General features: G+C 67.8%; 12 protein-coding genes. 6 read left to right on the forward strand and 6 right to left on the reverse strand.

All coding sequences use genetic code 11. The features are described from left to right. Positions 1–2,129: phosphoenolpyruvate synthase (gene ppsA, locus IBX53_RS10645; RefSeq protein WP_290908973.1), on the reverse strand; the 2,129-nt coding region annotated here is incomplete at its 3' end. A 268-nt stretch (positions 2,130–2,397) separates the two neighbouring features. Here ppsA and IBX53_RS10650 point away from each other — a divergent pair. Further along, positions 2,398–3,231, forward strand: coding sequence for a pyruvate, water dikinase regulatory protein (locus IBX53_RS10650; protein WP_290908975.1), 834 nt, complete (start codon positions 2,398–2,400; stop codon positions 3,229–3,231). Here IBX53_RS10650 and IBX53_RS10655 read toward each other — a convergent pair. The 4 genes from IBX53_RS10655 to IBX53_RS10670 all read right to left on the reverse strand — a co-directional run bounded on the left by IBX53_RS10655 (position 3,228) and on the right by IBX53_RS10670 (position 8,197). Beyond that, the gene (locus tag IBX53_RS10655; RefSeq protein ID WP_290908977.1) at positions 3,228–4,433 is read right to left on the reverse strand and encodes a CaiB/BaiF CoA-transferase family protein; all 1,206 of its coding nucleotides are present in this window, start codon (positions 4,431–4,433) and stop codon (positions 3,228–3,230) included. The genes IBX53_RS10650 and IBX53_RS10655 overlap by 4 nt on opposite strands. Before the next feature lie 14 nt (positions 4,434–4,447). After that, a complete protein-coding gene (locus IBX53_RS10660) occupies positions 4,448–5,629 on the reverse strand; it encodes an acyl-CoA dehydrogenase (RefSeq protein WP_290908979.1) in 1,182 nt (393 codons plus the stop codon). 328 nt (positions 5,630–5,957) lie between these two features. Continuing rightward, on the reverse strand, positions 5,958–6,716 hold the full coding sequence (locus IBX53_RS10665) for a hypothetical protein (protein ID WP_290908981.1): 759 nt from the start codon (positions 6,714–6,716) through the stop codon (positions 5,958–5,960). Next, positions 6,713–8,197 carry an amidohydrolase family protein gene (locus IBX53_RS10670; protein WP_290908983.1) on the reverse strand — a complete coding sequence of 495 codons (1,485 nt, stop codon included), beginning with the start codon at positions 8,195–8,197 and terminating at the stop codon, positions 6,713–6,715. Before IBX53_RS10670 ends, IBX53_RS10665 begins: the two co-directional genes overlap by 4 nt. A 310-nt stretch (positions 8,198–8,507) precedes the next feature. Between IBX53_RS10670 and IBX53_RS10675 the strand changes: the two genes are divergently transcribed. The 3 genes from IBX53_RS10675 to IBX53_RS10685 all read left to right on the forward strand — a co-directional run bounded on the left by IBX53_RS10675 (position 8,508) and on the right by IBX53_RS10685 (position 11,520). Then, positions 8,508–9,395: an NAD(P)-dependent oxidoreductase gene (locus tag IBX53_RS10675; RefSeq protein ID WP_290908985.1), complete on the forward strand. Its 888-nt coding sequence runs from the start codon at positions 8,508–8,510 to the stop codon at positions 9,393–9,395. A 76-nt stretch (positions 9,396–9,471) separates the two neighbouring features. After that, positions 9,472–10,326, forward strand: coding sequence for a MoxR family ATPase (locus IBX53_RS10680; RefSeq protein ID WP_290908988.1), 855 nt, complete (start codon positions 9,472–9,474; stop codon positions 10,324–10,326). A 3-nt stretch (positions 10,327–10,329) separates the two neighbouring features. Next, positions 10,330–11,520: a VWA domain-containing protein gene (locus IBX53_RS10685; protein WP_290908990.1), complete on the forward strand. Its 1,191-nt coding sequence runs from the start codon at positions 10,330–10,332 to the stop codon at positions 11,518–11,520. Here IBX53_RS10685 and IBX53_RS10690 read toward each other — a convergent pair whose 3' ends face one another. After that, positions 11,521–11,973 (reverse strand): hypothetical protein, encoded by a 453-nt coding sequence (locus IBX53_RS10690; RefSeq protein ID WP_290908991.1) that lies wholly within the window; start codon positions 11,971–11,973, stop codon positions 11,521–11,523. 260 nt (positions 11,974–12,233) lie between these two features. On the opposite strand from IBX53_RS10690, the gene IBX53_RS10695 reads away from it, so the two are divergent. Continuing rightward, complete coding sequence (locus IBX53_RS10695) at positions 12,234–13,955, forward strand: proline--tRNA ligase (protein ID WP_290908993.1); 1,722 nt, start codon at positions 12,234–12,236, stop codon at positions 13,953–13,955. Positions 13,956–14,124: 169 nt separating this feature from the next. Continuing rightward, positions 14,125–14,625: a lytic transglycosylase domain-containing protein gene (locus IBX53_RS10700; RefSeq protein ID WP_290908995.1), complete on the forward strand. Its 501-nt coding sequence runs from the start codon at positions 14,125–14,127 to the stop codon at positions 14,623–14,625. Positions 14,626–14,690 lie beyond the last annotated feature (65 nt).

The following is a 14,690-nucleotide window of genomic DNA, read 5'->3' on the forward strand; positions in this document are numbered from 1 at the left end:
TCCAGGCCCAGGGTGAGCTGGGTCAGGTCGTTGGAGCCGATGGAGAAGCCGTCGAAGTGTTCGAGGAAGTCATCGGCGAGCAGGGCGTTGGCCGGCAGCTCGCACATCATGATCACCTTGAGGTCATGCTCGCCGCGCTTCAGGCCATTGGCCGCCAGCAGCTCGACCACCTGGCGGGCCTCGTCGGTGGTGCGAACGAAGGGCACCATGATCTCGACGTTGTCCAGGCCCATCACCTCGCGGACCCGCTTCAGCGCCCGGCACTCCAGTTCGAAGCAGGGCCGGAAGGACTCGGAGATGTAGCGGGCGGCACCGCGGAAGCCGAGCATCGGGTTCTCTTCGCCGGGCTCATAGAGCTTGCCGCCGATCAGGTTCTCGTACTCGTTGGACTTGAAATCGGATAGGCGCACGATCACCCGCTGGGGGTAGAAGGCGGCGGCCAGGGTGGAGATGCCCTCGACCAGCTTGTCGACGTAGAAATCCACCGGGCTGGCGTAGCCGGCGATGCGCAGGTCGATGGTCTGCTGAAGGTCGGCGGGCAGGGTGTCATAGTCGAGCAGTGCCTTGGGGTGCACGCCGATCATGCGGTTGATGATGAACTCCAGGCGTGCCAGGCCGACACCGGCATTGGGCAGGCTGGCAAAGCCGAAGGCACGGTCGGGGTTGCCCACGTTCATCATGATCTTGAAGGGGATCTCGGGCATGGCATCGACGCTGGTCACGCTGCGATCGAAGGCCAGCAGCCCCTCGTAGACGTGGCCGGTGTCACCCTCGGAGCAGGAGACGGTGACGTCGCGACCGTCGGCGAGCACCTGGGTGGCATCGCCGCAGCCCACCACGGCGGGAATGCCGAGCTCACGGGCAATGATCGCCGCATGGCAGGTACGCCCGCCGCGATTGGTCACGATGGCCGAGGCGCGCTTCATGATCGGCTCCCAGTCGGGGTCGGTCATGTCAGTGACCAGCACATCGCCGGCCTGGACCTTGTCCATGTCCTCCGGCGAGGCCACCACCTTGACGGCGCCCTGGCCGATACGCTGGCCGATGGCGCGGCCGGAGATCAGGTTTCGTCCCTTCTCCTTGAGCTGGAAGCGCTCGAGCTTGCCGCCCTCCTGCTGGGAGACCACGGTCTCGGGACGGGCCTGGACGATATACAGCTCGCCGTCATCGCCGTCCAGGGCCCACTCGATATCCATGGGGCGCTGGTAGTGCTGCTCGATGGTCACCGCCTGGCGGGCCAGAGCCATCACCTGGTCGTCGTCGAGGCAGAAGCGCCCGCGCTCCTTGAGCGGCACCTCGACGGTCTCCACGGACTTGCCGGCGCTGGCCTCCTTGCCATAGACCATCTTGATCAGCTTGGAGCCCAGGTTGCGGCGCAGCACGGCGGGGCGGCCGGAGGCCAGGGTCGGCTTGTGGACGTAGAACTCGTCGGGGTTCACCGCCCCCTGCACCACGGTCTCGCCCAGGCCCCAGGAGGCGGTGACGAAGACCGCATCGCGGTAACCGGACTCGGTGTCCAGGGTGAACATCACCCCGGAGGCGCCGGTCTCGGAGCGCACCATCTTCTGGACGCCGGCGGAGAGCGCCACGTTCTCGTGAGCGTAGCCGCGGTGCACCCGGTAGGAGATGGCGCGGTCGTTGAACAGCGAGGCGAACACCTCGTGCACCGCACGCTTGATGTTGTCGAACCCCTCGATATTGAGGAAGGTCTCCTGCTGGCCGGCGAAGGAGGCGTCCGGCAGATCCTCGGCGGTGGCCGAGGAGCGCACGGCGACCTTGAGGTTGGCATGCTGGGAGAGGAGCCTCTCGTAGGCGCTGCGCAGGTGCTGCTCGAAGGTCGGCGGCAGCGGCGTATCGATGATCCACTGGCGGATCTCGGCGCCGGTCCTGGCCAGGGCGTTGACATCATCCACGTCCAGGGTGGCCAGCGCGGCGTTGATACGCTCGTTGAGGCCTTCGTGGGAGAGGAATTCGCGGTACGCGTGAGCGGTGGTGGCAAAGCCGCCGGGCACGGTCACCCCGGCGCCGGCCAGATTGGAGATCATCTCGCCGAGGGACGCGTTCTTGCCCCCGACTCGCTCCACATCGTCCATGCCCAGTACATCGAACCACAGAATGTAATCGTCCACGGGACCCCCTTGGCTTACGACGACAGGTGATCATGCCGGCAAGGCATGATGAGATGGTCGGCACTCTATCAAGCGGGGGACATATTCGCCATTGGTCTAAACGGGTAGGCAGTGGAGGATTATTACAAGATCGGGCCGATTTCATGGATTCCTGTAGTCGACTAACGATGCCCCTCCAGCGGCCAATGCTTGTGAGCGGCGGTCGCGGCACCGACAATAGGGGCGATTTCTCCATCCCTGACTTCACTCAACCTGCGATGACGACACCATGACCCGTACCGCCTTCTTCATTTCCGACGGCACCGGCATCACCGCCGAGAGCCTGGGCCGCAGCCTGCTCGCGCAATTCGAGAACGTCGAGATTCGCATGGTCACCAAGCCCTACATCGATTCGGTGGAGAAGGCCGAGAACCTGGTGGAAGTCATCAACGGCGCCGCGGTGCACGACGGCGAGATGCCGATCATCATCGACACCATCGTCGATGAGGAGATCCGCGACGTGATCCGCGAGGCCGAGGGCTTCAAGATCGACATCTTCTCGACCTTTCTCAAGCCGCTGGAGCAGGAGCTCGACACCCGCTCCAGTTACAGCGTGGGCCGCACACACGCCATCGGGCAGGACGAGGTCTACATGGACCGCATCCACTCGGTGCACTTCGCCCTGGACAACGACGACGGCGCCCGTACCCACCAGTACGACAAGGCTGACGTGATCCTGGTCGGGGTCTCGCGCTGCGGCAAGACCCCTACCTCGCTCTACCTGGCGCTGCAGTTCGGCGTCCGCGCCGCCAACTACCCGCTCACCGAGGACGACCTCGACGAGGACGGCACCCTCAAGTTACCCAAGGCACTGATGCCACACCGCCACAAGCTGTTCGGCCTGACCATCGACCCACGCCGGCTGACGGCGATCCGCCACGAGCGTCGCCCCAACAGCCGCTACAGCTCCATGGACCAGTGCGTCCAGGAGGTGGGCCAGGCCGAGGGGCTCTACCGCCAGCTGCATATCCCCTTCATCGACACCACCCGCTTCTCGGTGGAGGAGATCTCCACCCGGATGATCGCCGAGATGGGGCTGACCCGGCGCTTCTCCCCCCGCTAACGCACCACCCCTGCCCTTCTGAGCCGGGCGATATCGTCGGCCGTCAGGCCCATCTCGGCGAGTATCGCATCGCTGTCCTGGCCAAGCCGCGGCGGGGCCAGGTCGCTGGTGGCACCGTCGCCATCGAAGCGCAGGGGGTTCGCCACCTGAGGCACCTCGAGCCCACTCCGCATCAGGGTGCGGTGCAGCCCACGGTGTTGAACCTGTGGATCGTCGAACACCTCGGTGAGGGTATTGATGGGGCCGGCCGGGATGCCGCGGGCCTCCAGCTCGGCGAGCCAGTCGTCCCGGGAGCGGGTCATGAGGATCGCCTGGATCAGCGGCACCAGCACCTGGCGGTTGCCGACCCGCGCCGCATTGGTGGCGTAGGCCGGATCCTCGGCCCATTCCGGGTGGCCGAGCAGCTTGGCGAAACGCACGAACTGGGCGTCGTTGCCCACGGTGAGCACCAGGTGGCCGTCGGCACAGGCGAAGGCCTGATAGGGGACGATATTGGGATGGGCGTTGCCGTGGCGCTCGGGATTCTCTCCGCTGACCAGGGCGTTGAGGGCCTGGTTGGCCAGGGTCGCCACCTGGACATCGAGCAGCGCCACGTCCACATGGCGCCCGATGCCGGTGCGCTGCCTCTCCTGCAGCGCCGCCAGCACCCCCACGGTGGCATAGAGCCCGGTCATCACGTCGGTGATCGCCACGCCGGTCTTCATCGGCATGCCGTCGGGCTCCCCGCCCAGACTCATCAGCCCGCCCATGGCCTGGATCATGAAGTCGTAGCCGGCGCGGTGGGCATAGGGGCCATCCTGGCCGAAGCCGGTAATGGAGCAGCCGATCAGCCTCGGGTTGAGCGCCTTCAGGCTCGCATAGTCGAGCCCGTACCGGGCCAGGCCGCCCACCTTGAAGTTCTCCAGCAGAATATCGGCGCCTTCCGCCAGCCGCTTGATCAGCCCCTGGCCCTCCTCGGTGGCGATGTCCACGGCCAGCGACTGCTTGCCGCGGTTGGCGCAGAGGTAGTAGGCGGCGACCTTCTCCACCCGGTCCGCCTCGGCGAGCCATGGCGGCCCCCAACCGCGGGTGTCGTCGCCGCGCTCGGGGTGCTCGATCTTGATCACCCGGGCGCCCAGGTCGGCGAGCAGCTGGCCGGCCCAGGGGCCGGCCAGCACCCGCGACATGTCGAGCACCGTGATGCCTTCCAGCGGTCCGCTCATCGTGAGCTCCCCCTTTACCCGGTAAACGCCTGGAGGCCGGTCTGGGCGCGCCCCAGGATCAGGGCGTGGACGTCGTGGGTGCCCTCATAGGTGTTGACCGCCTCGAGGTTCATCACGTGGCGGATCACGTGGTACTCGTCGCTGATGCCGTTGCCGCCGTGCATGTCGCGGGCCACCCGGGCGATGTCCAGCGCCTTGCCGCAGTTGTTGCGCTTGATCAGCGAGATCGCCTCGGGCACCAGCTGGCCCTCGTCGATCATGCGGCCCACGCGCAGGGCGGCCTGCAGGCCCAGGGTGATCTCGGTCTGCATGTCGGCGAGCTTCTTCTGGATCAGCTGATTGGCGGCCAGCGGGCGGCCGAACTGCTTGCGCTCCATGGTGTAGTCGCGGGCCGCGTGCCAGCACGCCTCGGCGGCGCCCATGGCGCCCCAGGCGATCCCGTAGCGGGCACGGTTTAGACAGGAGAACGGGCCCTTGAGGCCGGTCACATTGGGCAGGCGCTGGTCGTCGGAGACCTCCACGTCCTGCATGGCGATCTGGCCGGTGATGGAGGCGCGCAGGCTGAACTTGCCCTCGATCTTGGGCGCGCTGAGCCCCTGCATGCCCTTCTCGAGGATGAAGCCGTTGATCACGCCCTCATCGTCCTTGGCCCACACCACGAAGACGTCGGCGATGGGAGAGTTGGTGATCCAGGTCTTGGTGCCGTTGAGGCGCCAGCCGCTGTCGGTGCGGGTGGCGCGAGTGATCATGCCGCCGGGGTCGGAGCCGTGGTCGGGCTCGGTGAGGCCGAAGCAGCCCACCCACTCGCCGGTGGCCAGCCTGGGCAGGTACTTCTCGCGCTGGGCCTCGCTGCCGAAGGCATGGATGGGGTACATCACCAGGCTCGACTGAACGCTCATGGCGCTGCGGTAGCCGGAGTCGACCCGCTCCACCTCCCGGGCGACCAGTCCGTAGCTGACGTAGTTGAGCCCGGCACAGCCGTAGCCGTCGATGGTGGAACCCAGCAGCCCGAGTTCGCCCATCTCGTTCATGATCTCGCGGTGGAAGATCTCGTGGCGGTTGGCCTCCAGCACCCGGGGCAGGAGCTTCTCCTGGCAGTAGTCGTGGGCGGTCTGGTAGACCATACGCTCGTCTTCGGAGAGCTGGTCGATCAGACGGAAGGGGTCTTCCCAGGTAACGGGGGTGATCTGGCTCATGGCGTGGGCTCCGTGGGGTTGGCGAGGGTTAATTTCTACATTTTCAACAAATGTAGACCAATAGCATCGACCTGCCAAGCATAAAAAAGGCCCCCCGAAGGGGACCAGGTGGAGCACGCCAGCTCACAGGTGATCACCAGGTGGTGCGGTGATCATGTCTTTAGTATTGCGAAGACCGCGCCATGAAAATAGTTAGATCTTTTAATACAACAAGATAGATATGTTATCGAGCTCAGGCAGGCGTCCCGGGTGGCCGGCGACATGCCGTATTGCACCATAGGCGTGCCCTACTGGCGCTGAATGCGCCATGGCGAGGCAGGGACCCGGTTCAGAAGCGCCAGGTGGCCCCCAGCAGAGGGCCGCTCATCGATACATCAATGCGAGTCCCCGATTCGTCGCGATCCACCGCCAGATGGCGATACCCCGCCGACAGCGTGAAGGTGTCATTCACCTGATAGTTGGCGGTTGCCACCAGCTGCCAGGTGCTGTCGGCACCGACGCCGAAACCGCCGATATCGGCATGCAGCAGGGTCGACCAGGCCGGGGTCCAGGCCGAACGCAGCCGCGCGGCCAGGATCGGGTCGACCCAGCGTTCGGTCTCGCGAGCCGCGAGCCCCAGGACCGGCACGCCCACCTCCGCCTCGATGCGCCAGGCCCGCGCCCCCGCCAGCAGATCCAGGCGATGGTCGGGCTCGCTGACCACCTGGTAGCCCGCCAGCGCCGTCAACGAGCGCTGGCGCAGCCTGCCCTCGGCCACGATGCCGGGGGCCAGCGCGCTCTCCTGGCTCAGCGAGGCCCAGGTGAGGTCTCCCAGCAGCACCCAGCGATCGTGCCGGGCGCTGCCGGTCAGGAAGAAGGCGCCCTCCAGGTCATCCAGCACCTCGCCAAAGGAGCGCGAGGTGCTGACCGTGGGCGCTCCCGCCAGGGGCCGGACGTCACCCGACAGGCCCGCCATCCAGGCGTAGGGAGTCAGCTGGAAGCGCCAACCCTCTTCGCCGGCATGGGCCTGGAACGCCAGGCCGGGGGTCGCGAGTCCCAACGCGGCAAGCCCCAAGGCCAGGACCAGTGGAAGCCGACGAGCCCTCATGAGGCTGCTCCCAGGCGGTCCTTGTGGATGCGGCCACCCTTCATGATCAGGCGCAGGTTGCGCTCCGGGTCGTTAAGGAAGTCGAGGTCGCGGCTCGGGTCGCCATCCACCACCAGCAGGTCCGCCAGGGCGCCGGGCTCGATGCGCCCGAGGGTGCCGGCATAGGGGGTGCGCGGACCCGAGAGAGCGAGCAGCTCGCCGTTGCGCCCGGTGGCCATGGCCAGGGCCGTCAGCGGGTCGTAGAAGCGGGTGAGCTTGGCCAGGTGGCGCAGCTGGTTGGGGGTGTTCTGGGGACTGAAGAGGATATCGGTGCCCCAGGCCGTCTGGACGTCGAAGCGCTGGGCCAGCTCGTAGGCGCGCACCGTGCCCTCGGCCACCTGGAGCTGGGACTCGCGGCGCGCCGCATCGGGGTAGACGTTGGCATCCTCGTCCTGCAGGAAGGGCTGCAGGCTCCACCAGGCGCCCTCCCCGGCCATCATGCGCACGCTCTCCTCGTCGGCCAGCTGGCCATGCTCGATGGAGCGCACCCCGGCGCGCAAGGCGCGCTGGATGCCCCGCGGCGTATAGACGTGCACCGTCACGTAGGTGCCCCAGTCGTCGGCAGCCTCCACCGCCGCACGCAGCTCGCGCTCGGTAAACTGGGTGCTGTCCAGGGGGTCGTAGGTGGAGGCGACCCCGCCGCCGGCCATCAGCTTGATCTGGGAGGCGCCGAGCATCAGCTGCTCCCGGGTGCGCCTGAGCACCTCGGCCTCGCCGTCGGCGATGGCTGCCACCCCCAGCCGCTCCTGCTCGCTGAGCGGCGTGGTGGATCCGCGGGGCACCTCGTGGCGCATGCGGAAGTCACCGTGGCCCGACGTCTGGGAGATCATGGCCCCGGCGGGAAAGATCCGCGGCCCGGCCACGATGCCCTCGTCGATGGCCCGCTTGAGCGCGAAGGAGGGCCCACCCACGTCGCGCACGCTGGTCACCCCGCGCATCAGGGTGCGCTCCGCCTCCCGCGCCGCCACCAGATGCACATAGCCCACGTCGGCGGTCATCGCCGCCACCTGGGTGATGCCGGCCAGGGTGGTGTGCCAGTGGGCATCGATCAGCCCGGGCATCAGCACCCGCCCGCCGCAGTCGATCACCTCGGCCCCCTCGGCGTCGGCGCCACCGGGCAGGAGCGCCGCGATGCGCCCCTCCTCCACCCGCACCGCCACATCATCGCGCAGCGGCGAACCGCTACCGTCGAACAGCCTGAGATGGGTCAGCAGCAGCGGTCCCTCACGTTCCCGTGGTTGCTCGCCCACCGCGGAGGGGGCATGCAGGCCGGCGAACAGCGCCATGACGGCGGCCGTGCCGCCCAGGAAGTGACGGCGGCTGATCTCGGCCATCATGCGCTCATGGAAACGCTGCAGCAGCGGCGAGCCGCAGCAGCAGGGGCCGTGGTGATGGTGAGTCGATGGAGTCAACGGCAACAGGGGGAGAACGGCAGGCGGCATGAGGAACTCCTTGTGTTGGGCCGGTCGGTGCCGACTCGACCGGCAGGCTGGGCGTATCGGCGGGAGGTGGGCTCGCCAGGGGGTTGGCGGAAGGCCTTGAGCGGCATCAAGGCGTGCCACGCACTTCCCGATATCTCATGAAATTAGTCCGGAATCCTGACCGACGCCATGGGCGATACCCCCTTCACCGCCCTCGCCCCCGGCTCCCTTCGCTTGTCGCACAGTCCCGTCCGGCCAGACAAGCCGGCTTGCCGAAAAACCCCGCCTTCGCGCATGCTGCCTCCTGCCATCCACTCGCCGGAGAGATCCCATGACCCACCCCCGCCTCGGCTTCATCGGCATCGGCCTGATGGGCGACCCCATGACCCGCCGCCTGCTGGAGGCCGGCTTTGATGTGACCGTCTGGAACCGATCCCCCGCCAAGGCCGAGGCGCTGGGCCAGGTCGGCGCCGGGGTGGCCGCCACCCTCGGCGAGCTGGTGGCGAGCGTGGACCTGGTGATGCTCTGCCTGGCCAATACCGAGGTGGTGGAGAGCGTGGTGTTCGGCGAAGGCGGCGTGGCGGAGCACGGACGCCGCGGCCAGACACTGATCGACTTCTCCAGCAGCGACCCGGCGGCCACCCGCGACTTCGCCCGGCGGCTCGAGGCGCGCTGCGGCATGGGCTGGATCGACTGCCCGGTCTCCGGCGGCGTAGCCGGCGCAGAGGCCGGCAGCCTGGTGATGATGGCCGGCGGCGAGGCGACCGACATCGACGCCATCCGCCCACTGCTGGCACCGCTCACCGCCCGGGTCACCCACATGGGCCCGGTGGGCGCGGGTCAGGTCACCAAGGTGTGCAACCAGATGGTGGTGGGCTGCCAGGCCGCGGTGCTCGCCGAGATGGTGGCTCTCGCCGAGGCCAGCGGCGTGGAGGCCACCCGGCTCGTCGAGGCGCTCTCCGGGGGCTTCGCGGACTCGAAGCCCTTCCAGATCCTCACCCCGCGCATGGCGGCGAGCGACTTCGAGAACCCGCCCTGGCACCTGCGCACCCTGCTCAAGGACCTCGACCTGGCGGTGGCCCAGAGCCAGCGCAGCGGCAGCGCCACGCCCATGAGCGCCCTGGCCGCCCAGCTGATGCGCGCCCATACCACCCGCGGCCACGCCGAGCACGACCCGGCGATCCTGGTGGAGGCCTACCGCCCGACGCAGCGGGAGTGATTTGTCGCCGTCACCGCCCTTCCGTACACTTGTTCGAATATCCCCACTCCTGACGATCTGTCGAGGCACACACTCCATGGCGTTTGATTCCACTTCCACCTACGTGGCCACCGAGGCCCTGAAACAGGCGGTCAACGCCGCCGTGACCCTGGAGCGCCCGCTACTCATCAAGGGCGAGCCGGGCACCGGCAAGACCCTGCTGGCCGAGGAGCTGGCGGCCTCCCTGGGCACCCGGCTGCACACCTGGCACATCAAGTCCTCCACCAAGGCCGCCCAGGGGCTCTACGAGTACGACGCGGTGAGCCGCCTGCGCGACTCCCAGCTGGGCGTGGAGGGCGTTGAGAACGTCGCCAACTACATCAAGCCCGGCAAGCTCTGGGAGGCCTTCACCGCCAACGAGCGGGTGGTGCTCTTGATCGACGAGATCGACAAGGCGGACATCGAGTTTCCCAACGACCTGCTCCACGAGCTCGACCGCATGGCGTTCCACGTCTATGAGACCGGCGAGACCGTCACCGCGCGCCACCGCCCGATCATCGTCATCACCTCCAACAACGAGAAGGAGCTGCCCGACGCCTTCCTGCGCCGCTGCTTCTTCCACTACATCGAGTTTCCCGACCGGGCGACCATGCAGGCCATCGTCGACGTGCACTTCCCCGACATCGCCCCGCGCCTGGTGGGCGAGGCGCTGGAGGTGTTCTTCGAGCTGCGCCAGGCGCCTGGGCTCAAGAAGAAGCCCTCCACCTCGGAGCTGGTGGACTGGCTGAAGCTCTTGATGAGCGACGAGCTGGCTCGGGAGGCGCTCTACCACCGCGACCCGGTGAAGGCGATCCCGCCGCTGGCCGGGGCGCTGGTGAAAAATGAACAGGATACGCAGTTACTGGAACGGCTGGCGTTCATGATGCGCCGCCAGGGCAACCAGAGGCGCTGACCCATGTTTATCGGCCTGTTCGAGACCCTGAAGCGTGCCGGGGTGCCGGTGTCGCTGCGCGAGCTGCTCGATCTCCACGCCGCGGTGGAGCGTGGCGTGGTGTTTGCCGACATGGAGGCCTTCTACCAGCTGGCGCGCACCGTGATGGTCAAGGACGAGCGGCACTTCGACCGCTTCGATCGCGCCTTCGCCGCCTGGTTCGAGGGACTCGAGAACCTGGACGCCGCCATCGAGGCGCTGATCCCGGACGACTGGCTGCGCCGGGAATTCGAGAAGCAGCTCTCCGAGGAGGAGAAGGCACAGATCGAGTCCCTGGGCGGACTCGAGAAACTGATCGAGACCTTCAAGCAGCGCCTCGAGGAGCAGAAGGAGCGCCACGCCGGCGGCAACAAGTGGATCGGCACCGGCGGCACCAGCCCCTTCGGCGCCTACGGCTACAACCCCGAGGGCATCCGCATCGGCCAGGAGGGCTCCCGCCATCGCCGGGCGGTGAAGGTGTGGGACGAGCGGCGCTTCCGCGACTACGACGACTCCCTGGAGCTGGGCACGCGCAACATCAAGATGGCGCTGCGCCGGCTCAGGAAGTTCGCCCGCCAGGGGGCTGCCGAGGAGTTCGACATCGACGCCACCATCCGCGAGACCGCGCGGGACGCCGGCCTGCTCAACGTGCAGATGCGCCCGGAGCGCCACAACGCGGTGAAGGTGCTGCTGCTGCTCGACGTGGGCGGCTCCATGGACGACCACATTCGCACCTGCGAGGAGCTCTTCTCCGCGGCGCGCTCGGAGTTCAAGCACCTGGAGGCCTACTACTTCCACAACTGCCTCTACGAGGGGCTATGGCGCAGCAACGCTCACGACCAGACCCGGCGCCACGCCGAGCGCATCCCGACGATGGACGTGCTGCACACCTACGGCGATGACTACCAGGTGGTGATCGTCGGCGACGCCGCCATGTCGCCCTACGAGATCACCCACCCCGGCGGCAGCGTGGAGCACTTCAACGACGAGGCCGGGGCGGTATGGCTCAAGCGGCTCACAGACAAGTTCCCCCGCCTGGCGTGGCTAAACCCCATGCCGCCGCGCGCCTGGGAGTTCACCCACTCCACCCAGCTGATCCGCCGGTTGATCGACGAGCGGATGTATCCCATGACCCTGGAGGGGCTGGAGAGCGCCATGCGGGAGCTGGGCCGCTAGTCAGGCGCGCTCGTCGGCGGCCTTGGCGAGGCGGGCCTCGTCGTCGATACCGGCCATGCGCACCAGCGCCAGGGCCTCATCCAGGCTCTCCACCTCCTCGACCCTGAGCAGCTCACTGTCCAGGCTGACCAGCTTGCCGCTCTTCTCGGAGAGCAGCCGCTCCAGGGAAGCCACGTCCATGTCCTCCTCGAGCCTCATGGCATCCACCCCGGCAGAGGTGTGGCCGCTGGGGAGGTAGATGGTGCCGTTGGAGAAGTCCACGGCATAGGCGATCACGCCGGGGACGATGAAGAACAGCAGGCCGACGCCGTTGGCGATGGCCACTACCGGGTCGATGCGGCCGCTCAGCTGGCCCTTGCGCTCGGGGTGGAAGACGGTGCCACAGCCCACCAGGGCGGTGATCGAGACACCGAGAACCAGGCCGGTCAGGCCACGACGCAACAATGGGGTCATGCGGGAATCTCCATGGCATCCTGAATCGGCGCCGCTCCCTCGCATTCCGGGCTGGCACCGCTGTGCAAAATCGAGTTGAGTCTACCACAGGCCCGGAAAGCGCCAACCACACCCGGCGCGAGGGGGGTGGCGCCAGGCTCGGAGGGCGAAGGAGCTTTCGAGGACGGCTTTTGCCGCGCCTGGCGCTTGGCCGTACAATGCGCCAACTGCCGCCGTCCTGGCGGACCGCCCTTTGACGAGCCCGAGGAAACGCCGGACCCATGCGCGCCACTCAACTGTTGATTGCCACCCTCAAGGAAACCCCCGCCGACGCCGAGGTCATCAGCCACCAACTGATGCTGCGTTCGGGCATGATCCGCCGCCTCACCTCCGGCCTCTATACCTGGCTGCCGCTGGGACTGAAGACCCTGCGCAAGGTCGAGCGCATCGTCCGCGAGGAGATGGACCGCACCGGCGCCCAGGAGCTGCTGATGCCGGCGGTGCAGCCGGCCGAGCTGTGGCAGGAGTCGGGCCGCTGGGAGCAGTACGGCCCGGAGCTGCTGCGCCTCAAGGATCGCCACGACCGCGACTACTGCGTCGGCCCCACCCACGAGGAGGTGATCACGGACCTGGTGCGCCGCGAGATCGCCAGCTACAAGCAGCTGCCGGTCAACTTCTACCAGATTCAGACCAAGTTTCGCGACGAGATCCGTCCGCGCTTCGGGGTGATGCGCTCCCGCGAGTTCATCATGAAGGACGCCTACTCCTTCCACGTCGATGAGGCCTCGCTAAAGGAGACCTACCAGGCGATGTACGATGCCTACACGCGGATCTTCACCCGCCTGGGCCTGGAGTTCCGCCCGGTGCTGGCCGACTCCGGCGCCATCGGCGGCGACCGCTCCCACGAGTTCCACGTGCTGGCCGACTCCGGTGAGGACGCCATCGTCTTCTCCAGCGAGTCCGACTACGCCGCCAACATCGAGAAGGCCGAGGCGCTGCCAGCGCCGCTGGGCACCACCCCCGAGCGCGCCGCCCCCGGCGAGGAGCTGCACCTGGTCGATACCCCCGATGCCCGCACCATCGCCACCCTGGTGGAGCAGCACGGCCTGCCCATCGAGAAGACCATCAAGACGCTGATGGTCCACGCCGCCGAGGGGGGCCTGATCGCCCTGCTGGTGCGCGGCGACCACGAGCTCAACGCCATCAAGGCCGAGCACCTGCCGGAGGTGGCCGAACCCCTGACCATGGCCAGCGAGGAGGAGATCCGCGCCGCGGTGGGCGCCGGCCCCGGCTCGCTCGGCCCGGTGGGGCTCGAGATGCCGATCATCGTGGACCGCAGCGTGGCGCTGATGAGCGACTTCGGAGCCGGCGCCAACGTCGACGGCAAGCACTACTTCGGCATCAACTGGGAGCGCGACGTCGCCCTGCCCAAGGTCGCCGACCTGCGCAACGTGGTGGAAGGCGACCCCTCGCCGGACGGCCACGGCACCCTCTCCATCAAGCGTGGCATCGAGGTGGGCCACGTCTTCCAGCTGGGCCGCAAGTACAGCGAGGCGATGAACGCCACCGTGCTCGGCGACGAAGGTCGCGCCCTGCATCCCTGGATGGGCTGCTATGGTATCGGTGTGACTCGGGTCGTGGCCGCCGCCATCGAGCAGAACCACGACGATGCCGGCATCATCTGGCCCGACGCCATCGCGCCCTTCCAGATCGCGCTGGTGCCGATGAACGCCCACAAGTCGCAGCGGGTCCGCGAGGAGTCCGAGAAGCTCTATGCCGAACTGACCGAGGCCGGCTTCGAGGTGCTGCTGGATGACCGCGACCTGCGCCCGGGGGCCAAGTTCGCCGACCATGAGCTGATGGGGCTGCCCCATCGCCTGGTGGTCGGGGATCGCGGCCTGGACAAGGGTGAACTGGAATACAAGGGACGCCGTGACAGTGACGCCACCATGCTACCGGCAGAGCAACTCCTCGACTTCCTGCGCGAGCGCATCAGCCGCTGACGCGCGTCTCAACGTGAAACGCCTCGCCGCCGGCCTGGGGTGGTTCTGCCTGGCTGCCGCCTCCCCGGCGGCGGCCAGCGACGATACCTTCCTGGCCGCCCTGGAGGCCGACCGACGCCCCTTGGTGGTTCAGGCGCTCCCGGCCACTCCCGCCACGCTGCGCACGACCCTGGACGACAGCCTTTCCCTCCCCCGCGACCCGGCCGAGATCTGGGCGGCACGCCAGTGGCAAAACGCCATGGAGCCCTCGATGGCGCGCTTCGTCAAGGATGAGGCCCTGCGCGGCGAGCTGCTGCAGCGGGTCTTTCTGGAGGCGCGCCTGGCCCACCTGCCGCCGGAGCTGGTACTGGCGGTGATCCAGGTGGAGAGCGCCTTTCGAGTCGACGCAATCTCCTCCGCCGGGGCGGTGGGCCTGATGCAGATCATGCCGTTCTGGATCCGCGAACTGGGCCTCCCCGCCGACGACCTCAAGGACCCGTGGCGCAACCTGCGTTATGGCACCACGATACTCGCCCACTATCTTGCGGTGGAGCGCGGCGACTTTACCCGGGCGTTGGCCCGCTACAACGGCAGCCTGGGACAGACCTGGTACCCGGAGCGCGTGATGCGCGCCTGGCAGCGCCACTGGCGGGAGCCGACAGGCGCCGGCCGCGCCACCGTCCAGCGCTGAGCCACGCACAAGATCGAGTAGGAGGGGGAGTCGCCTCCCCCGTCCTCTCACACCACCGGGCATAC

Source organism: Halomonas sp. (assembly GCF_014859505.1).
Taxonomy (GTDB): Bacteria; Pseudomonadota; Gammaproteobacteria; order Pseudomonadales; family Halomonadaceae; genus Halomonas.

Excerpts from the sequence above, each read along its gene's own strand:
- IBX53_RS10650 (WP_290908975.1), top strand. The coding sequence starts at position 2,398 with ATGACCCGTACCGCCTTCTTCATTTCCGACGGCACCGGCATCACCGCC.
- IBX53_RS10655 (WP_290908977.1), bottom strand. The coding sequence starts at position 4,433 with ATGAGCGGACCGCTGGAAGGCATCACGGTGCTCGACATGTCGCGGGTG.
- IBX53_RS10660 (WP_290908979.1), bottom strand. The coding sequence starts at position 5,629 with ATGAGCCAGATCACCCCCGTTACCTGGGAAGACCCCTTCCGTCTGATC.
- IBX53_RS10665 (WP_290908981.1), bottom strand. The coding sequence starts at position 6,716 with ATGAGGGCTCGTCGGCTTCCACTGGTCCTGGCCTTGGGGCTTGCCGCG.
- IBX53_RS10670 (WP_290908983.1), bottom strand. The coding sequence starts at position 8,197 with ATGCCGCCTGCCGTTCTCCCCCTGTTGCCGTTGACTCCATCGACTCAC.
- IBX53_RS10675 (WP_290908985.1), top strand. The coding sequence starts at position 8,508 with ATGACCCACCCCCGCCTCGGCTTCATCGGCATCGGCCTGATGGGCGAC.
- IBX53_RS10680 (WP_290908988.1), top strand. The coding sequence starts at position 9,472 with ATGGCGTTTGATTCCACTTCCACCTACGTGGCCACCGAGGCCCTGAAA.
- IBX53_RS10685 (WP_290908990.1), top strand. The coding sequence starts at position 10,330 with ATGTTTATCGGCCTGTTCGAGACCCTGAAGCGTGCCGGGGTGCCGGTG.
- IBX53_RS10690 (WP_290908991.1), bottom strand. The coding sequence starts at position 11,973 with ATGACCCCATTGTTGCGTCGTGGCCTGACCGGCCTGGTTCTCGGTGTC.
- IBX53_RS10695 (WP_290908993.1), top strand. The coding sequence starts at position 12,234 with ATGCGCGCCACTCAACTGTTGATTGCCACCCTCAAGGAAACCCCCGCC.